The organism is Rickettsia endosymbiont of Nabis limbatus (assembly GCF_965196655.1).
In the GTDB taxonomy this organism is placed as follows: Bacteria; Pseudomonadota; Alphaproteobacteria; order Rickettsiales; family Rickettsiaceae; genus Rickettsia.
In genome coordinates, this window is the sequence record NZ_OZ239771.1 from 1,528,676 (window position 1) to 1,547,747 (window position 19,072).

Here is a 19,072-nt window from a genome sequence, read left to right on the forward strand (position 1 = left end):
TTCTAGAATAATCTAGCTAATCTAGACATATTGGAATTTAAATATGAATAAATGGCAATTACACGAAGCAAAAAATAAACTACTGAAGTTTTGACAAAATCCTTTCCATAAGGAGAAATGTATTCCAATTTTTTTATATTTTTTTAGTAATAACAAAATTTATTTATTCTATTTGGGTACATAATGTGTCAAAAACTGTAGCAATTTTGTCTAATATTGCTGGTTTATACTTACTAATATTATTTGGTAATTTTAGCTTTTTATTAAATGAGGTTTTGGTAATTTGGTTACTTCCATCAAAACTTGATTTTATTGTAATTTCCAACTTACCGTGTTTATTACTTTTGCGTATTACTGGTGCAAATGGTTTGACCTGATGATTATTTCTAATATTTCTATGATCTGGTATCCCTCTGGATATAGACTTTTCTAATATTTCTTCAAGGGCAATTTGTGGCATAGATCTATAAACTTCACTTGGAGACAACATATTGCTATTGATTTTTTTATCCCATGCCCTTACTTTTCTTGCCTTAACTGAAGATTGTGCATGATACAATATGTTGTACGCTAGCATTACGAATAACATATAATCCTCATCTTTATTTGGATCATTCGTTTGAAATTTATCCATCAATAATTTTGACTTACCAAATTTAAAAAAATGCTCAATATCAAACCTTTGTCTATAGTATGCATATACTTCTTTACCACTGATTTTATCTTTTTGTTGGCCAGAAACACATAACCATACATCTCTGTTATATTTCCTATTTCCTGATGCATCTAACACCTTAACCTGAATAAAATTCAGCGGTTTATCAGACATGATATGCTGTTTCTTGCCCTTGATTAGATAATTCTTAAATAGTGAAATACTAATTGATATGTCACCATTTTTTGTAGCCTTTACTACAGTTTCTTCTGTATCTGGAATCAGTAAATTATCAGAACTACTACAAGAAATCTTAGCTCCATAAGATCTTTTACGACCTCTTGTTTTTTGCTCCTCTATATATATTTTGTAAATACTGCGATTAATTCTTTGGCGGGTTATTGTTACCGTATTTGCTTCATTGTGCAGCGGGTGAATGAAAGATAGAGCGCTATAACCTGCATCACCTACTGTTATATTTAGAGCCTTTTGTGGTATTTGCTTAACAATTTTCATTATTTGTTTGCTACCTTTGCTATACTTATTCTCATCTGATTTTACTCTATTTATAGATATTGGTACAGACCATTTAGGCTGAGCACCGATGCACACTACACTATATTCATAACCCGCAACTGGTCGGTTATTAGCATTCTGTCTAATATATGTACGATCAATTGCTTTCTTGGAATCTTTCTTGCTACTCACTGTAGTATCTATTTGCAGTAAGTTTTTACCCTCATTAATCAGTTTACTTATTAAGTATTTTTCTATATCTTCTCGAGTCTTAAAACGTTGCTCATCTCTTATATTTAATGATTCATCACGAGCACAGTAAAAATTCTCTATAGCTCTGTATACACTTGACCAACTACGCTGAAAATATTTATTAGTTGTTAATTCAACAACAGATCTTGCTTTAACGCTATCATTAGTTACTAGTGATAGTATTAATTCTAAAACCACATCTTGATTATAGGGGAAAATTTTTTATTTCTTGCAACATTTCTTGCATAATCATACACACTAAAAACCATTTTGTATTTGAGCGTATTTATATCATACTTTATAAGTTTGGTTATCTTTTTGTCAAAACTTCAGAAACTAAGTAACGCGAGTTTCGTATTCAAAAAGTCGCTGTATAGCTGATAAACAGTGGGTTACGGGGATATTGATAATACTGTTTTTGTTATAAAGTGAGTACAAAATACAAATTGCTAATTAAAATATGGTATTTATAGTATAAGAAAAAAGTTTATAGGTTATTGAAAAAACTTTAAGAGCAATAACCTATGATAATGGATTTTACAGAAATATTTTGTTACGTCGATGATTTTTTTCAAGAATTAGACAAGCATACAAATTCAATTACTAACCATAACAACAAATCTGGTCCTAAAAGTCGACTTAACAGAAGTGAGGTAATAACAATTATAATAGGCTACTGGCAGTCATCTTATGATTGTTTTAAGAATTATTATCTGAAGCAAATATGGATTTATCATCAAAGAGATTTTCAATTAGTAAGCTATAGTCAATTTATAAAAATAATAGGTCCACATTTACCACTATTAGTACTGATATTCAATTCTATTTTGGATCAGTGTGATGGCCTTTCTTTTGTAGATTCAAGTAGTATAGAGGTATGTAAGAGATACCGTATTTCAATGAATAAAGTGTTCGCCGGCATAGCAGCACGCAGTAAGACAACAAAAGGTTGGTTCTATGGACTTAAACTACATCTAATAATTAATAGAGCCGGTGGTATAGTTAAAGCATCTTTTAGCCCTGGCAATAAGGATGATAGAAAACAGCTGGAACTGATGATCAAAAATCTTTTTGGTAAAGTATTCGGAGATCGTGGTTATATTTCACAACAATTATTTCAACAACTTTTAGAGCAAGGAATTTTTATGGTAACTAGGGTAAAGAAAAATATGAAAAATAAACTTATGTCTATGTTGGATAAAATATTATTGCTTAAAAGAGCATTAATAGAATCTGTGTTTAGTAAAATTAAACTATTGGGGAAGTTTGAGCATTCAAGGCATAGATCAGTTACAAATGCCTTTGTGCATATGGTTGCAGCACTGATAAATTATCAAATGTCTGATAATAAACCTTCTATTACATCTCTCTTGATATGCTAAATCCTATGCTATATTAATTCGAAACTCGCGTTAATAGATTTTTAGAAAATGAAAAATATACTCCTTCTTTGTTATGGGAACACATTAAGAATGATGTTATCTTTTCATCTAACGGATATACAATATTTGATGATACGGTGTTAAACAAAAGGAACACAAAGAAAATAGAGGTTGCTAGATCGCAGTATAGTGGAGCTACAGGTGGAGTTACTACCGGTATAGGAGTAGTGAGTCTTGTATATTATAACCCCGATATTGATAAGTTTTGGGTAATAGATTATCGCATTTTTTCATCTGATCATGATGGAGCGACGAAACTAGATCACCTACTAAAGATGTTCAATAATGCTGTTTATAGTAAAAAGATTCCTTTTCAAACTGTACTTTTTGACACATGGTATGCTACACACAAAATTATGCAACATGTTGACTCCTTGGGCAAATATTATTATGCCCCTATTAAAGCCAATAGAAATGTTAGTAAAACGTGTGATTACGAGCCTTATAAAGCTGTTAGCAAGTTGACGTTTTCAGATGAAGAAATTAAGAATGGAATGGAGATTCATATAAAAGGATTTGCCAAAAATAAGCATGTTAATTTGTTTAAATTTACTGTTTCTACCAACAGAGTTGATTATGTTGTTACCAATAACAAAACTCAAAAATCTTCTAAAGCTGCACAAGATGAGTTTGGCTTGCGATGGGTAATTGAGAGCATGCATAGAAAAATTAAGCAACTGACTGGTATAGAACGTTGCCAATGCAGAAAACAGCGTATCCAACGTAATCACATTAGTTGTGCATTTCTAGTTTGGGCTTTTCTCAAAAGAACTGCAAATAAAATAGGTAAAACGGTCTACCAAATAAAGTTAGGGCTTTTAGATGACTATATGCAACAACAGCTTCGTTCTCCATCTTTACGATATTTAGAACCAAACATAGCGTAAGTTTTGTATCTATTTATTGCCCCAAGCTAGTGAACTAGCACAGCAATATAAAGCTCTATTAGATTTTAGAATAAATTATGGTAATAATATAACTCAAAATGAAAATAATAAAATAACCATCGATGAAAAACTTATTCCATATTTTATAATACAGACCGTTAATTATAATATAACAAATGAGGTCAGTAAATTTAAAGAATTAGTGCATGCAAAATGGGATAAAGAAAAGAGCTCGGTCTTTAAATTTAAATTTTTTGATAATACTGATAAATTAAAAAAATTAATAGAAATCATCAAAAATCATAAAGCTACAGATAATAGTAATAAAACTATAGGAAGTTTTTTAGAAGTTGTTCAAGAGTTAAATCAGATTTTAGAACTCCCAAACTCTAAATTGGAAAGCTTCCTAAATTATCTGAAATATTTTTCTAACCTTAAATTAAGTGATCAACATGATCTAAACATAATTAATGTTAAAGATTGGTTTAGCACTTTATTTGCTCCTTTTAATAAAATAAATTTAGAAGCAGAATTAATAGAGTCTTTTAAAACTGTAATGATACTCCTCGCAGCAGAGCTACGAGGTATCTATCCAAAAAGTTTTAACTGTTTTTGTTGAAATGCTTTATAAGAAGGTTTGCCTGAACCTTGATTTTTTACATAATTACGTAATTTCCGCTCATCACCATGTTTACCTACTGTGCTCATAAAATATCCTTTACTCCAAAACTCACTTCCCCATAATTTTTCTTTAAGATTTGGATATTTCTTAAACATTTCCTTAGATGTAATACTTTTTATGATTTGAGTTATTTTTGTTGGGCTATACATTGTTGACTGTAGTAAAAAATGTACATGATCTTTATCTACTCCTATTTCCAAAAATCTAATTTCATAACGAGCCTCTATGTCCTCACAAATTTTACATAAATAATCGTCTAGTTCCTCTTTGAATATTACTCTTCTATACTTTGCCGGTGTTACTAAATGATATATTAGTACTGTGACATTATCACTTTTATGTATATAACTGCTTTCTTCCATGCATCTAGTATATCACGAAGCAGACCTTCGGGGAATTAAACCCTAAGAGATTAAAAAATGATGATCATTCATTTTCAAATAAAATAGAGGATGCTGTTAAAAAGTTTTATCAAGAAATAAAAAATAATAAGACTTTAAATGCAGATCAAATAAATAATATAAATAATCTGAAAGCTTTTTTAAAATCTATACAAGGTGCCGAAATTCAAAGCGTAGATGATATTACAACTACTTTAACGGATAATATTCATAATATATCTTCTAGCCATATAAATATTTCTAACATCATAACCGATGGTATGAATAACTTTAAAAAATTAGTAAGTTCGGTTAGTGAGCAAGAAGCTAAATCTCTCTGGAAATGTGTTGCGGGATTTAAAACTATTGATGAAATAGAAAAAAATTTTACTGCAATAATATATAATAAATTACTACATAGCCAAATATTACTGTCATTGTCAAATAAAAAGGGACCAGTAAATTGCACGAAAAAGGGACCACTATATGTAAAAATTTTTATGTCAAATGACCTCCAAATTTATAGTTATTAATACGATAACTTTTACCTGTGATGTTTAGTATATGTGCATGATGTACTACTCGATCAATAATTGCATGAGTTAATAACTCATCAGCAAATATTTCATTCCATCTTTCAAAATCCTTGTTTGTGGTAATAATGGTAGATTTATTTTCATATCGTTTAGCAATAATATTAAAAAAATCATCTACTGAATGTTTTGGTAATTGCTTAAAACCTAACTCATCAAGAATTAATAAGTCAAATGATAAGAGTAATTTAACTTTTTTGTGATAGCTATTATCTGCTCTTGCAATATGTAAATTATAAAGCATATCCGATACCGTAGTAAAATATACAGAGTATTCTCGTGTTAAAGCTTTTAATGCTAATCCAATAGCAAGATGAGTTTTGCCAGTTCCAGAATTACCTATGAATATGACATTGCCCTTAGTATTAATATAATCACAAGTAGATAAATCACTTATTACTTTGGCATCAATACTTGGTTGGAACTGAAAATCAAAGTCTTCTAAATTTTTAGTGACTGGTAATTTAGCAGCACTTTTACGACGACGGTAATTATTATCCTTACGGTGAGATTTTTCATCTTCACATAATAGTGAGAGAAATTCTTTAAATCCTAGTTTATTATTTTGAGCATAAATAATCCTTTCATTTAAGCTATTGACTATACCTGATAATCTAAAACTACGTAGGTCATTAAGCAAGTTCTGCATTCTGACCTCCAAACTCTGGCAATGGTAAGTTTACTGCATTACTATTTAAGATATTTTTAATTTTAGAGTAAGAACTTATACCGTAATGTAATGCTCTATGACAAGCTTTATCTATTAACTCATCATTGTAAACCTTACGTAAAGAAATAATACCTCTAGCACAACGTTGCCAATCATTTACTCGTGTTTGTTGTAATAACTCTAATAATAAACTGCAATTATTTCCTATCTGCTGCATTTGTTGTTGATAATGTTCACTATATTCTATAAAACCTGGGCATAGACGTTTATATTTGGCATAATGAGACGGATTAGTGGTAAATATTCCTTTGCCATCTGTTCTAACGTGCCTTGCTATTAAATCATTTTGGATAGAAAATATTTGAACAAGTTTTGGTGATAATTGTACCAGTACCTCACTGTATATATATTTTGCCGGTACGGAATAATAATTATTATCTATGGTGATATGACAATCTTTTGCTACTTTTCGATTATGCCACGATGACAAATCAAACGTTTCTAATGGTAAAGGCATTAAATTATTACTTTCTTCTTGCTCAAATAGTTCCTGAGGAATTTTTTTAGTAGTACCATGTATTCGGTTATTTGCTTTATTTAACCAGTTAGCAAGATCATGTGTTAATTCTTCATATCTATGAAATTTACGTCCAGCAAAAAAATTATTTTTGACATACTTTATTCCTGATTCTACTTTGCCTTTTTCTTGAGGTTGATATACACGACAAGGAGAAAGTAAAATTCCATAATGATCAGCTAAACGTTTGTATTCCTTCTGATATACGGGCTCATAGAAATTGCTATCTACCACTCCAGCTTTAAGATTATCAAGTTTTATTACTTTTGGACTGCCAGCAAAATAATTAAATGCATTGATATGACATTGTATCCATGTTTGACAACTTTGATCAAACACTACTTCATAATAATCAAGGCGACTATAACTTAAACGCATATTAAATACATATGCTTTAACTCTACGCCCCTTAGAATTATACTGTAAGCCTATGTCACCAAAATCTACTTGTGCTTCCTCTCCTGCTAAAGTATGAAAACGAATGCAACTGTTATTTTGTATCTTATATTTTTTGATATAACGGGTTAGCGAACCATAACTTTTTGTATAACCTTGAATTTTTAACTCTTCAAAAATTCTTATGTAACTTAGATTCTTTTCTAATAACTCAATTATTTGTTCGTGCCAAGAATCCAGTGCTGAAGATCGTTCATAGGGTGCAGGAGATTCTGTACCAGACTCTACATAACGGTTTACTATTTTTCTTACTGTTTTACGGTCTATTCTCGTTAGTTTGGCAATATTTCTTTGACTATTGCCTTGCTTATAAAGGGTGATAATTGTTGTGTACATATTTATTCTTATCATTGTATCACTAGATATTTATTTTAATTAATTATCTAGTGAATATTGCACATTATAACCTTATTAGGTTACACCAAATTCTCTGGTCCCTTTTTCGTGCAATTTACTGGTCCCTTTTACTTTAGCAATGACAATATTACCAGAGCAAGAACAGTATTTTTATAATTTATTAGGAGAATTGTTAATAGAAACCCATAGATCTATCGGTTTCTATAACCAACAAGAAAAATTATACAAACATCAATTAGCTGAAACTTACTGTCAGCATGCACAAGTTGTGAGTGTTAATTCAGCAATAGAGTTGTATAAAAAAGCTACTGCCTTTGATTCTGTTAAAGCAAACACGAAGCTCGGTAAGATATATTTAAATCAGGGTGAATATAAAAAAGCATTGGAATATTTAAGAAACACTAAATGTATTGGTGATGAAAAGAAAGCATTTAAAGGATTAATCAATGAGCTGATGCTTGACTCTAAGATAGGTAGTAAGGATTTAGCAGAAGAATATTTACTACAAGCAAAATATTATAAAAAACACAATCTAACAGACGATGCGGCAAAAGCTTATCTTAAGGCTATAGGTAAGCTGGAAGAAATAGTTGAGCCTAAATATTATTTAAAATTATCTGAGATATATAGAGCTAGCAAACATAGTTCCACCGAATAATAATAAAACAGAGTATTTTACGCAAGCTATAGAGTATAAAGAATTAGCAGGAAAATTTGAGATTCCTCAAAAAATAGAGCAAGATACATCTGTAGATTTATCACGTCCTATTTATGATCCTAAGGATGTTTCACTAAGTGGGGATGATTCTGATTATTATTCAGACTCAGGTAATTAAAATATCTTAATATAATTTTTATAGACAAGTAAAAATGAGGTGATAGTATAAAATAAATATATTTAATTACAAATTAGATATGACTCAAGATTATCCAGCTGATGATACGAAAAAAATTGCTGAGCAAATAAAAGATGCTTTAATGGGTGTTAGCGACTCGCTTGTACTTGAAAGCACCGAAGTAGAAGAGCTTTTTGAGGAGTTGAGCCAAAATGAAGATTTTGAATATGAGATAGAGCAGATACTTGCTATCTTAAATGAACAAACTATGGATTTAACTCAACTCCAATCGCAAATTATTTTATTGATCCGTAAATATTTGGGTAAGACTAAAAATCTAAAGCTTAAAATGCTGAAGATGGATGAAAAACTTATCAGTAAAAATATTTCCGAAGTCAGTAACTATTTAATGCATCAGCATTCTAAAATTGTTAGAGATGCTAATAAAAATCTTGCAAACCCGAAAGATAAATTACAAGGCTTAACCAAGCAGGCAAGAATAGACCTAAAGCGTTTAATCAAAAGCTTTGCCGTTTATCAGATTTACATGTTTATGAATCCGAAAAGGATAGCAGGTGAGACAAAACTAATGAATTTTGCCTATAATTTTATTAGAGGTGGAATGAAATTAGCTCGAAAATATGAGGGTGGGAAGCCAAGAGATATCAAATCATATTCCCCTAAACTTATTAAAAAGCTTGAAAGAGCTCGTGCCGGTTTTAAAAAAAGCGGCGGCATTTCAATTTAAATATTGTCTTCTTCTACAAAAGCCTTATAGTTTAATGATACTCCTCGCAGCAGAGCTACGAGGTATCTATCCAAAAAGTTTTAACTGTTTTTGTTAAAATGCTTTATAAGAAGGTTTGCCTGAACCTTGATTTTTTACATAATTACGTAATTTCCGCTCATCACCATGTTTACCTACTGTGCTCATAAAATATCCTTTACTCCAAAACTCACTTCCCCATAATTTTTCTTTAAGATTTGGATATTTCTTAAACATTTCCTTAGATGTAATACTTTTTATGATTTGAGTTATTTTTGTTGGGCTATACATTAGTATTGACTGTAGTAAAAAATGTACATGTTCTTTATCTACTCCTATTTCCAAAAATCTAATTTCATAACGAGCTTCTATGTCCTCACAAATTTTACATAAATAATCGTCTAGTTCCTCTTTGAATATTACTCTTCTATACTTTGCCGGTGTTACTAAATGATATATTAGTACTGTGACATTATCACTTTTATGTATATAACTGCTTTCTTCCATGCATCTAGTATATCACGAAGCAGACCTTCGGGGAATTAAACCCTAAGAGATTAAGCAATCTATTATTTTTGAGACGCAAGCTATTATATCATCTAATGCAAATAGTAGTTGGGATAAGCCGTATTTTAACATGGTGGTGCAAGGTACTACTAATTTATTGCCCAATGAACTGCTAACCTTGCTTAAAAAAATTGAACAGCAAATAGGCAGAAAAGAGCCTTATAATAAATGGTCTCCTCGAGCTATAGATTTAGATATTTTACTCTGGGATAATTATTGTGTAGATACACCAGATTTAAAAATATAGCTTAATGCGATAAGGTAGTGACTTTTTTAAGAGCATAGTAAACCGCATCAAAAAAGTGCTCAAAATTAGAAACAGTTTTTCTTATTTCGTTCTTGATTTTAAACCAGTAATGCTCAATAGGATTTAAATCTTACTATTACCCACAAATTTTACCACTAACAATTGATAGCATCATTACGCTCTCTTGAAGGATTTCATATCCCCGCCATAAAGACATTGCTCCGGGCAACCCATCACTCTTTCTTGCCATAAAGCCTCCTAATTTACCAAGCAAAATAATAGCTTCTTTTATATTTGGAGGCTTGCCAGGAGTATTATTTGTTCTGTGCACGCGCATATAAAGCGTTTTCCATTCTTGGGTGGTAAGTATGCTATCGCAGCTCTCTTCAGGACAAGTTGAGGCTATTTTTGATAAATATAAAATTTTAAAAGCAATGAGGCTTTTTATGGCAATTAATTTTTGTAGCTTTGTTTCGGCAGATAAGCGAGAGGCTTCTATCTTGCATCCTGATTTCAGAACTCTAAAATATTCTTCTATTTTCCATCTTAGCTTATACCAAGTTATACGCTCAACAGCATCTTCAAAGCTACTCACGGGGATGTTGGTCAGTATAGTCCAATCGATTGCCTCTACTCCAACAGGGGCATTAATTTCTTTAGCGCTTACAACATAAACAGCTAATTTGTCACTGATTTTGTGATCAGTATTTTCAGGGCCATATAAAGATACAGACCTAATTGGTATGTGCCCATATGTGTATTTAATTTCAACATTTGCTTTTCTTGCTTTATGAAGTCCATTGCCTGGGATTTTCAGTCTAATCTCTTTCTTGGACTGTAGCTTACTTATTTTCGTTTGTATTTTTGTTTTACCATTTTCCGGGCAAATAAATTTCCTATCCTGTCTGTTGCGAATTACAAATTCTGCAGCTGATTCTTCAATTTTCCATAACAAATCAAAGATATCTGCTTCTCTATCTCCAACCGTAATAACTCTAGTATTTTCAGGAATATTGGCAATTGTTTCCTCAAACGCGTTAATCCATTTATAGCTTTCTTTATCTTTGATGTGAGTGATATACTTACGCCTTGCTTTTTCCTTCTGATCCTCTTCCCTTGCGATACGTGCCCAACATTGCTGAGAGGTAAGGCCTAAAGGCAGACCTCCTGGCGTCACTATAATAGTACTATGCATAATAAGACCCTGTTTGTGCTTTGTATAAGCTTTGGAGATACTGCCTAGCCCTTTTGTCTTAATATGAGTGTCATAATCCAGGTAAGTTGTATCCTGAATTGCAAACACTAAATTTTTGCCTTGGATTCTATTTTGTGTTTCCACATGATGCGAAGAATAGACTTCATCTATATCAAACTTATCATTGCTAAATAGTCTGTAAGCTCCCTTCGCATCTTTCCAGGATCTGCAACTTTGATTTATTGTGCCGGATGCTTTGCTATCAAGTAAGTTACTGGTTTTAATAAGCCGATTTATAAGTCTTTTATCTTTAAAGTCAACATGCCTGAGCTCATTCTCTAACCAACCAGTGCTTGATATATTTATCCCGTATGTTACTATATCTTGCATATCGCCTATCCTTCTTATTTAAAATGATCAGTGAATACTCTAGCAGCATTTTATAATTGTGGGTAATAGTAAGGATTTAAATCAGGAGAGTAAGTTGGTAAAAATAAAATACTGCAACCAAAAGATTCAATTAACGTTTTCACTTTTGTACTTTTATGAAAATTAATATTATCCATTACTACTATCTGACCAGGCTTTAACTCTTTGATCAATATCTCTTGTACATAAGTTTCAAAAATGTCCTTATTACATGTCCCATCAAATATTATTGGGGCAATAATATCTTTGGCAGACACCCCAGCAATCATACTAATCAGTGATTTATGTTGATAGACCCTTTCACCATAACATCTTTGACCGATAATGCTCCACCCGTGTTCTCTACAGCTATTATCTTCTATCCCAGATTCATCGATAAATACTAAATCTTGTTTGTCTATAGTTTTTAGTTTCAATATAAACTCATTCCTTAGACCAACATCTCTTTTGGGATGAAGAAAAGTTTTTTTTATAACTATAACCTAATTTATTAAGCAATCTTGATATCGTACTTGCAGATACTTTTTGACTCCAGTTGTTAGCTAGTTCCATGGTGGTTTTATCAAAATTTAATTCTATAAATTTTTTAAATCCCTCTATGTCTCTTATTATTCTACGATGTCCTGTATGATAACCACTTTTTGCTTTGATATCGCCGGTTTGTTTCTTTAATTTTTTCCATTCTATTATAGTCTTCCTACTAATAGAGTATATCTCAGAAGTCTCTTTTATTGTTTTACCATCTGTTAAACTTTTTATTACTCATATTCTTAAATCGTATGAATATGCCTTTGCCATAAGTTTTTCATTTAGTATAATCTAACTCATACTCTGAGTCACTATCTTATCGCATTAAGCTATACCACATTCTCAATTATTAAATAGACCGTTTCTTGTTCATCTTATTGCAAGCTTAAGCTTAGAATGTCGTTATGTTTGTGCTAATGATAACCTCTATAAAGATAAAACCTTTGCAGAAATAGCCCATTTAATCGAAAATCAAGGAGTTATACGCTCGCTCGTTTTAGAACCTCAATTTGTTGGTATTTTAAATATTACTCCTGATTCTTTTTCTGATGGAGGTTTGAGTTTTCATAAGGAAGATGCCGTTAAGAATTTTATACATTTAATGGATGTAGGATCCAGCATCATTGATCTTGGTGCTCAGTCAACACGTCCCTCTGCTTTTATGATTAGTGAGGATGAAGAATATACTAGGCTTGATAATGTTCTTGAAGAGCTAAAAGGAGTTATAGAAAAAACAGAATCCCTTATTAGTATCGATACTTTTTTACCTGAAGTGATAAAACGAATTCTAAAAAAATATCCTATTCATTGTATTAACTTAGTTAAAACTAACTTAGATAATGATACATTACGATTAATTGCAGATTATAATTGTAAAATTGTTATTATGCATTCGCTAACCATTCCGCCACAAAAACAGCAATGTCTTGATTTTAATAAATCTCCGATTATTAGTCTAAATATATGGGCAGAGCAAGAAATAGCAAAATTAGAAAAATGTGGATTTGATAGAAAAGATATAATTTTTGATCCTGGTATAGGTTTTGGAAAGTCTGTTTACCAAAATTTACATATACTACAAAATATTCAAGAATTTAAAAAATTAGGATGTAAGATATTAGTTGGTCACTCAAGAAAATCTTATATTTCTACTTTCTATAATTGTAGAGCAGAAGAAAGAGATTTAGAAACAATAGCAATATCAAAATATTTAGCTGAAAATAAAGTCGACTATTTACGAGTACATAATGTTAAGGATCATCAAAGATTCTTTGTAGCACAGGCGTATACTTTTAATAAATAAAATATATTATGAAAAATAGAAAAATTACCGGCATAATGGCATGCGATCCTAAAGGAGTGATAGGGCTTAAAGGGCAGATGCCTTGGTTTTACCCTAAAGAATTTGAGTATTTTTATCAAATAGTAAAAAATAATATTATAGTCATGGGACATAAAACCTTTGACTCACTGCCTCCTAAAATCTTGCAAAACTGTATTTGTGTTGTTTTTTCAAAAAATATACCTACTCAATCATTTGATAATGATGTGTTTTTTGTGAAATCTTTGGACGAGTTTTGGGAAGTAATAAAGCTTTTTAGCGATAAAAAAATTTTTATGGTCGGAGGTGCAGAAATAGCTACTTTTTTTCTAAAGCAAAATCTTATAAATGAATTCTTACTTACAAAGATAAATAAGGACTATGAAGGTGATACTTTTTTTCCTCTTGATCTTTTAGAAGGTTGGGATTCAATAATGATCGATAAAACAAATAATTATAAAATTTATAAGTTTGCAAAACCTAAATATCAATAATAAAATAGGAGGTAACATGAAATTTTTAGAACAACTCAATATAGATCTTAAGCAATATCACCTTTTAAATCACCCATTTTATCAATTATGGAATATGGGAAAGCTTAGTCGTTCTACTTTACAAACCTATGCAAAAGAGTATTATCATCACGTTGCCGCTTTTCCATGTTATATAAGTGCAATACATTCTAAATGTAGCGATATAAAAACTAGGCAAATACTACTTAGTAATCTTGTAGAAGAAGAACAAGGCGAAGAAAATCATCCGGAATTATGGAAACGTTTTGCTGAAGGAATAGGATGTTTAAGAAGCAAACTTACTTCAGAACCTGAATTAGACTCAACTCAAAAACTTGTTCAAGGTTATTTTAAGTTAACAGAAAAATCTTTTGCTGTAGGGCTTGGAGCCTTATATGCTTATGAGCGTCAAACCCCTGAAGTATCTAACTCTAAAATTCAGGGGTTACAAAAATTTTATGGAATTTTAGATCATAGGACTTTACAATTTTTTATTGTTCATAGTGAAGTTGATCAATGGCATACTCAAGAATGTGCAAATTTGATTGATAATTTAAGCCTAAATGAACAAGAATTAGCATATCAGGGAGCAATAAAAGGAGCAAAGCTACTATGGCAATTTCTAGACGGTATACCTCAAATAAATGAAGAGTTGGTAGACGAAGTTTAATTACAAATGAAAAATATTTTTTTACATTCTTTAGTACTTGAGAATTATCGTAATTTCAAAAATCTTGAGCTAAAAACTGATAATACTCCGATAACTATTATTGGTGAAAACGGTAGTGGTAAAACTAATATCTTAGAAGCAATATCGCTTTTCTATCCAGGTAGAGGTTTAAGATCAGCAAGACTTGCTGATATATGTGGAGAGTCAGAAGATCATTGCTTTGTTAGGGCTTTAATGCAAAGTAAGCTTGGGCTTGCAGAGTTTAACACACAAATCAAACGTATATCCAATAGAAGAGCAACTAAATATAATAATTCCAAAATCGCCAATAATGAGCTAAGTAAATTTACCAGCATGGTATGGCTTACTCCCCAAGTGGAGGGGATTTTTACAAGTGGTACTAGTGATAGAAGAAAATTTTTTGACCGAATAGTTTATAATTTTGATCCAAAACATGCAGAATTAGTTAGTAAATATGAACATTATATGCAGGAGCGGAATAAAATTCTAGCTGAAGACATGTGGGATAATAATTGGCTTAAAACTATTGAAGAAAAAATGACTGACACTTCAACCTATATTGCTAATAATCGCCTTAAAACCTTAGAGTTTATGCAACAAGCAATTGATGATCTGGAAAACGAATTTCCAAAAGCCGAGCTATCAATTGATGGAGCGGTAGAGCAGAAAATATTAAACGGCGAAGAAGATGTTGTTAGTTTTATTGCGGCAGAGCTTTATAAAACGAGAGATAAAGATAAATTACTTGGTCGTACCAGTTTTGGAGTCCATAAAAGCGACTTTTTAGTTAAACATAAACACAAAAATATCTTGGCAAAATTTTGCTCTACCGGTGAGCAGAAAGCTATTTTAATAGCAATAATACTTGCGGAAATGAATTATGCTATAAAGCTGACTAAAATAGTACCTATTTTGCTTTTAGATGAGGTGTTTGTTCATTTAGATGATAGAAGACGAAAATATTTAACCGAATTTTTTATAAATACAAATCTACAATTTTGGGTTACAGCCACCGATTTAAAAGGAATAGAAGAATTTGGAAATAAATCTCAGTTGATTAGATTATAGGCGTTACCTGCGTAGATCAAAAAACACCCTTGACCACGCTATCCAAAAAACAACTAAACATATCAATATTATTGATATGTTTAACTGGATCGCATGAATAAATCACGGGATGACATGTAGAAGTCAAGATTTGATCTTACAGGCACTATAAAAATTATATCTGAATATCTGATAAATTATGACTGTCAGATGAGTATTCAAGATATAAGATTTCATTGTTCTTTTCAATAGCTAATTTCTTACTATCCTTAAAAGTTTGCATAGGCGTTTTACCATAACAATATTTTCCTGAATGTGGTCGCTCATTATTGAAATGCTCTAACCAAATATCAAGATCTAATTGTAAATCATCAAGATCAGTGTAGATCTTTTTCCGCATAGCTGTATCAAAGAATTCTTGTTTCATAGTTTTATTAAAACGTTCACACATACCATTTGTTTGAGGAGAATATGCTTTAGTAATAGTATGTTCTATACCTTCGATACTTAGAAATAATTCAAAAGCATGATGCTCTATATTTCCCTTATATTCTGACCCGCGATCTGTCAGAATACGAAGTATTGGTATGCCTTGAGTTTCATACCATGGTAACACGCGGTCATTAAGCATATCAGCAGCAGTTAAAGCTGTTTTATCAGTATATAGTTTAGCATTAGCTACTCTGCTATAGCTATCAATAAATACCTGAGAATAAACCTTACCTATACCCTTAAAATTTCCTACATAATATGTATCTTGGCATCCTAGATAACCTGAATGCTGTGTCTCAATCTCGCCATGGGCTTCTTTTTCGCTACGTCGTTTCTCTAGTACTTGTAACTGAGATTCAGTAAGTACAATACCATCCTGAGCCATCCTTGCTTCTAATGCTTTAAGCCTTTTATTGATATTGTTTAAATCATTACGTAACCAAATTGATCTCACTCCTCCAGGTGATACAAGTATACCGCTCTTCTTAAGCTCATTTGATACTCGAATCTGTCCATATGCTGGATATTCTATTGCCATATCCATTACTGCCTTCTCTATCGCTGGATCAACTCTATTCGCTATTATTGGCTTCTTCCGGCTAATCTCATACAACGCTTCTTCACCACCAGTTTCATACAGTTCTTTAAATCTGTAATAACTATCTCTGCTATAGCCCATCGCTTTACATTAGTAATCCTAATTTTGGCTTTATTATTTTTTGATTTAAGTTCATTTCTTATCTCCATTTAATGATACTCCTCGCAGCAGAGCTACGAGGTATCTATCCAAAAAGTTTTAACTGTTTTTGTTGAAATGCTTTATAAGAAGGTTTGCCTGAACCTTGATTTTTTACATAATTACGTAATTTCCGCTCATCACCATGTTTACATACTGTGCTCATAAAATATCCTTTACTCCAAAACTCACTTCCCCATAATTTTTCTTTAAGATTTGGATATTTCTTAAACATTTCCTTAGATGTAATACTTTTTATGATTTGAGTTATTTTTGTTGGGCTATACATTAGTATTGACTGTAGTAAAAAATGTACATGTTCTTTATCTACTCCTATTTCCAAAAATCTAATTTCATAACGAGCTTCTATGTCCTCACAAATTTTACATAAATAATCGTCTAGTTCCTCATTGAATATTACTCTTCTATACTTTGCCGGTGTTACTAAATGATATATTAGTACTGTGACATTATCACTTTTATGTATATAACTGCTTTCTTCCATGCATCTAGTATATCACGAAGCAGACCTTCGGGGAATTAAACCCTAAGAGATTAAATTCTTCCTTGGTTAATTTCTCTTTCATAATTTTATCTAATTTTAATATATTGTGAGTGGTAAAAATCTATTACTAACTATTGAGAGGAAAAGCAAGTAGTTTTTTTAATATAGCCAAATTGTCATTTTATGGTGTTGTTGCTTGTGAGAGTTAGTTTTACTCTTGTCACTCTGTGAATAAACCACGAGGTAACAAAAATAGAACTAATCCACGCTGGCAATGCTTTCTTGCAATGATGTGGATTCCTCACTTCCCTATACAGAAATTCCTAAATATCTCACCGAGTATTTCTTCAACGCCGATCACACCGGTTATAGCTCCAATACTACGCATTGCCATTCGGATGTCTTCCGTTGCTAGGACTAAATCATTATTGAGGTTAAAATCTTTTAGATAAGTGAGGGCTTGTTTGAGATAATGGCGGTGGCGTTCATTTGTTATATAAGGCGTTTCAGTAAAGCCTGCTATATTTTCAGCAATTTCTTCAATGTTTTTTAATATACTCGGTAAAGCTATATTATTTTTAATTGAAACTTTTAGTATTTTATATTTTTCTTCCAGTGAAAATATTTTATTCTCTTCTATAAGATCAATTTTGTTGATTACTACAATAGTATTCTCATCAATCAAACCTGTTATATCTTTATTAGCTGTAGAGTCTAAAGTCTCAGCATCAAACATCACAATTTTAATATCAGCTTTTTTTGCTGAATCTATTGCTCGTTTAATTCCCTCTTGTTCTATAAAATCATTGCTTTCGCCTCTTATACCTGCTGTATCTTGTAAGATAATAGGGTAGCCGCCTATATCTAGATTTCCCTCTATTATATCTCTAGTAGTACCTGCTATATTTGAGACAATTGCAACATCTCTTCGCATCAGAAAATTAAGCAGGCTAGATTTGCCAGCATTCGGTGATCCTATAATTGCAAGCTTTAACCCACTTCGGAGCAACTCCCCTTTTCTCTTATCATTAAGATATTCGGATATTGTGTTTATAAGTGTTTTATGAGTATTTGTAACATCTTTTAATACGCTTCCCGGTATATCTTCGTCAGGAAAATCTATATATGCCTCGAGTAAAGATATAATCCGCAGCAACTGACTTCGCCAGCTGTTATATAGCTCTTCAAGTGCTCCCCCTGCTTGCCTAATTGCCTGTTTATGTTGCATAATTGTTTCAGCATTAATTAAATCGGCAATACCCTCTGCTGCAGTTAAATCAAATTTATTATTTAGAAAAGCTCTTTTGGTAAATTCCCCTGCTTCTGCTAAACGAACGCCTGGTATATTTAGTAAAGCATTCATAAGCATTATAGAGATGGCTTTACTACCGTGAGTATGAATTTCTACCACATCTTCACCGGTAAAGCTATTAGGTGCTTTGAAATAAACAACCATAGCATTATCAATTAAGTTATTGCTTTCTGGAGAAGCAAGTTTTTGGTAATACATAAAGCGTGGTTTAAAATTAGATTTACCAGTTAGTACCTCTAAAATCTCTAAACTTTTAGCCCCAGAAACCCTAAAAACTGCTACTCCTGCTTTACCAAAGCTAGAGCTTTGTGCAAATATCGTTTCCATTTTTTTATAATCCTAATATAAAACAATGTCATCCCGTGACTTGTCTATGGGGTGACACTGAGTACCCTAATAACTCTTCTGTAAAGCTTTAAAG

Annotated in this window: 20 protein-coding genes and 2 pseudogenes; 11 read left to right on the top strand and 11 right to left on the bottom strand. The window is 31.5% G+C overall.

From position 1 onward, the window contains the following. Positions 1-163 precede the first annotated feature (163 nt). Entirely contained in the window at positions 164-1,621 is a 1,458-nt protein-coding gene (locus tag ACOAL3_RS08890; protein WP_419234871.1) for a transposase, read from the bottom strand. Positions 1,622-1,947: 326 nt separating this feature from the next. Here ACOAL3_RS08890 and ACOAL3_RS08895 point away from each other — a divergent pair, with 326 nt between their 5' ends. From ACOAL3_RS08895 to ACOAL3_RS08905, 3 genes and pseudogenes are all read left to right on the top strand, one after another. Further along, on the top strand, positions 1,948-2,805 hold the full coding sequence (locus tag ACOAL3_RS08895) for an IS982 family transposase (RefSeq protein ID WP_419234519.1): 858 nt from the start codon (positions 1,948-1,950) through the stop codon (positions 2,803-2,805). A 29-nt stretch (positions 2,806-2,834) separates the two neighbouring features. After that, positions 2,835-3,752 (top strand): annotated as a pseudogene (locus ACOAL3_RS08900) (IS701 family transposase); the annotation flags it as partial. A 16-nt stretch (positions 3,753-3,768) separates the two neighbouring features. Further along, positions 3,769-4,371, top strand: coding sequence for a hypothetical protein (locus ACOAL3_RS08905; protein WP_419234873.1), 603 nt, complete (start codon positions 3,769-3,771; stop codon positions 4,369-4,371). Here the strand turns inward: ACOAL3_RS08905 and tnpA (ACOAL3_RS08910) are convergent. Next, positions 4,341-4,796, bottom strand: coding sequence for an IS200/IS605 family transposase (gene tnpA / locus ACOAL3_RS08910; protein WP_419234874.1), 456 nt, complete (start codon positions 4,794-4,796; stop codon positions 4,341-4,343). The genes ACOAL3_RS08905 and tnpA (ACOAL3_RS08910) overlap by 31 nt on opposite strands. Before the next feature lie 299 nt (positions 4,797-5,095). Here tnpA (ACOAL3_RS08910) and ACOAL3_RS08915 point away from each other — a divergent pair, with 299 nt between their 5' ends. Beyond that, positions 5,096-5,347, top strand: a complete 252-nt coding sequence (locus ACOAL3_RS08915) for a hypothetical protein (protein ID WP_419234875.1) — start codon at positions 5,096-5,098, stop codon at positions 5,345-5,347. Here the strand turns inward: ACOAL3_RS08915 and istB are convergent. Beyond that, positions 5,313-6,056: an IS21-like element helper ATPase IstB gene (gene istB, locus ACOAL3_RS08920; RefSeq protein ID WP_419234522.1), complete on the bottom strand. Its 744-nt coding sequence runs from the start codon at positions 6,054-6,056 to the stop codon at positions 5,313-5,315. The genes ACOAL3_RS08915 and istB overlap by 35 nt on opposite strands. Beyond that, positions 6,040-7,446, bottom strand: coding sequence for an IS21 family transposase (gene istA / locus ACOAL3_RS08925; RefSeq protein WP_419234561.1), 1,407 nt, complete (start codon positions 7,444-7,446; stop codon positions 6,040-6,042). Before istA ends, istB begins: the two co-directional genes overlap by 17 nt. Before the next feature lie 139 nt (positions 7,447-7,585). Between istA and ACOAL3_RS08930 the strand changes: the two genes are divergently transcribed. Together ACOAL3_RS08930 and ACOAL3_RS08935 are read left to right on the top strand one after the other, a co-directional pair. Further along, positions 7,586-8,125 (top strand): hypothetical protein, encoded by a 540-nt coding sequence (locus tag ACOAL3_RS08930; protein WP_419234876.1) that lies wholly within the window; start codon positions 7,586-7,588, stop codon positions 8,123-8,125. 257 nt (positions 8,126-8,382) lie between these two features. Beyond that, positions 8,383-9,051 carry a DUF5394 family protein gene (locus tag ACOAL3_RS08935; RefSeq protein WP_419234877.1) on the top strand — a complete coding sequence of 223 codons (669 nt, stop codon included), beginning with the start codon at positions 8,383-8,385 and terminating at the stop codon, positions 9,049-9,051. 93 nt (positions 9,052-9,144) lie between these two features. On the opposite strand, the gene tnpA (ACOAL3_RS08940) is transcribed toward ACOAL3_RS08935, so the two are convergent. Then, complete coding sequence (tnpA, locus tag ACOAL3_RS08940; RefSeq protein WP_419234878.1) at positions 9,145-9,576, bottom strand: IS200/IS605 family transposase; 432 nt, start codon at positions 9,574-9,576, stop codon at positions 9,145-9,147. An 85-nt stretch (positions 9,577-9,661) separates the two neighbouring features. On the opposite strand from tnpA (ACOAL3_RS08940), the gene folK reads away from it, so the two are divergent. Next, complete coding sequence (gene folK, locus ACOAL3_RS08945; protein ID WP_419235635.1) at positions 9,662-9,883, top strand: 2-amino-4-hydroxy-6-hydroxymethyldihydropteridine diphosphokinase; 222 nt, start codon at positions 9,662-9,664, stop codon at positions 9,881-9,883. Positions 9,884-10,019: 136 nt separating this feature from the next. Here folK and ACOAL3_RS08950 read toward each other — a convergent pair whose 3' ends face one another. Genes ACOAL3_RS08950 through ACOAL3_RS08960 form a run of 3 tightly spaced genes read right to left on the bottom strand, consistent with a single transcriptional unit; the run spans position 10,020 to position 12,266 of the window. Further along, positions 10,020-11,468 (bottom strand): IS4 family transposase, encoded by a 1,449-nt coding sequence (locus ACOAL3_RS08950; protein WP_419234585.1) that lies wholly within the window; start codon positions 11,466-11,468, stop codon positions 10,020-10,022. Between the two features lie 50 nt (positions 11,469-11,518). Beyond that, positions 11,519-11,923, bottom strand: coding sequence for an IS630 family transposase (locus ACOAL3_RS08955; protein ID WP_419234855.1), 405 nt, complete (start codon positions 11,921-11,923; stop codon positions 11,519-11,521). Between the two features lie 7 nt (positions 11,924-11,930). Next, positions 11,931-12,266, bottom strand: a complete 336-nt coding sequence (locus tag ACOAL3_RS08960) for a helix-turn-helix domain-containing protein (protein WP_419235606.1) — start codon at positions 12,264-12,266, stop codon at positions 11,931-11,933. 325 nt (positions 12,267-12,591) lie between these two features. On the opposite strand from ACOAL3_RS08960, the gene folP reads away from it, so the two are divergent. From folP to recF, 4 genes are read left to right on the top strand one after another with little or no spacing between them, the layout of a single operon-like run. Next, entirely contained in the window at positions 12,592-13,338 is a 747-nt protein-coding gene (folP, locus tag ACOAL3_RS08965; RefSeq protein WP_419234879.1) for a dihydropteroate synthase, read from the top strand. Positions 13,339-13,346: 8 nt separating this feature from the next. Then, entirely contained in the window at positions 13,347-13,850 is a 504-nt protein-coding gene (locus ACOAL3_RS08970) for a dihydrofolate reductase (protein WP_395476902.1), read from the top strand. Positions 13,851-13,866: 16 nt separating this feature from the next. Beyond that, a complete protein-coding gene (locus ACOAL3_RS08975; RefSeq protein ID WP_419234880.1) occupies positions 13,867-14,538 on the top strand; it encodes a CADD family putative folate metabolism protein in 672 nt (223 codons plus the stop codon). 6 nt (positions 14,539-14,544) lie between these two features. Beyond that, positions 14,545-15,627, top strand: coding sequence for a DNA replication/repair protein RecF (gene recF / locus ACOAL3_RS08980; RefSeq protein WP_419234881.1), 1,083 nt, complete (start codon positions 14,545-14,547; stop codon positions 15,625-15,627). 154 nt (positions 15,628-15,781) lie between these two features. Here the strand turns inward: recF and ACOAL3_RS08985 are convergent. From ACOAL3_RS08985 to mnmE, 3 genes and pseudogenes are all read right to left on the bottom strand, one after another. Further along, positions 15,782-16,832, bottom strand: a pseudogene (locus tag ACOAL3_RS08985) (IS481 family transposase). Between the two features lie 48 nt (positions 16,833-16,880). Then, a complete protein-coding gene (gene tnpA / locus ACOAL3_RS08990; RefSeq protein WP_419234534.1) occupies positions 16,881-17,339 on the bottom strand; it encodes an IS200/IS605 family transposase in 459 nt (152 codons plus the stop codon). 301 nt (positions 17,340-17,640) lie between these two features. Then, entirely contained in the window at positions 17,641-18,978 is a 1,338-nt protein-coding gene (gene mnmE / locus ACOAL3_RS08995; protein WP_419234882.1) for a tRNA uridine-5-carboxymethylaminomethyl(34) synthesis GTPase MnmE, read from the bottom strand. Positions 18,979-19,072: the final 94 nt, after the last annotated feature.

Excerpts from the sequence above, each read along its gene's own strand:
- ACOAL3_RS08895 (WP_419234519.1), top strand. The coding sequence starts at position 1,948 with ATGATAATGGATTTTACAGAAATATTTTGTTACGTCGATGATTTTTTT.
- tnpA (WP_419234874.1), bottom strand. The coding sequence starts at position 4,796 with ATGGAAGAAAGCAGTTATATACATAAAAGTGATAATGTCACAGTACTA.
- ACOAL3_RS08915 (WP_419234875.1), top strand. The coding sequence starts at position 5,096 with ATGAATAACTTTAAAAAATTAGTAAGTTCGGTTAGTGAGCAAGAAGCT.
- istB (WP_419234522.1), bottom strand. The coding sequence starts at position 6,056 with ATGCAGAACTTGCTTAATGACCTACGTAGTTTTAGATTATCAGGTATA.
- istA (WP_419234561.1), bottom strand. The coding sequence starts at position 7,446 with ATGTACACAACAATTATCACCCTTTATAAGCAAGGCAATAGTCAAAGA.
- ACOAL3_RS08930 (WP_419234876.1), top strand. The coding sequence starts at position 7,586 with ATGACAATATTACCAGAGCAAGAACAGTATTTTTATAATTTATTAGGA.
- ACOAL3_RS08935 (WP_419234877.1), top strand. The coding sequence starts at position 8,383 with ATGACTCAAGATTATCCAGCTGATGATACGAAAAAAATTGCTGAGCAA.
- tnpA (WP_419234878.1), bottom strand. The coding sequence starts at position 9,576 with ATGGAAGAAAGCAGTTATATACATAAAAGTGATAATGTCACAGTACTA.
- ACOAL3_RS08950 (WP_419234585.1), bottom strand. The coding sequence starts at position 11,468 with ATGCAAGATATAGTAACATACGGGATAAATATATCAAGCACTGGTTGG.
- ACOAL3_RS08970 (WP_395476902.1), top strand. The coding sequence starts at position 13,347 with ATGAAAAATAGAAAAATTACCGGCATAATGGCATGCGATCCTAAAGGA.
- ACOAL3_RS08975 (WP_419234880.1), top strand. The coding sequence starts at position 13,867 with ATGAAATTTTTAGAACAACTCAATATAGATCTTAAGCAATATCACCTT.
- recF (WP_419234881.1), top strand. The coding sequence starts at position 14,545 with ATGAAAAATATTTTTTTACATTCTTTAGTACTTGAGAATTATCGTAAT.
- tnpA (WP_419234534.1), bottom strand. The coding sequence starts at position 17,339 with ATGGAAGAAAGCAGTTATATACATAAAAGTGATAATGTCACAGTACTA.
- mnmE (WP_419234882.1), bottom strand. The coding sequence starts at position 18,978 with ATGGAAACGATATTTGCACAAAGCTCTAGCTTTGGTAAAGCAGGAGTA.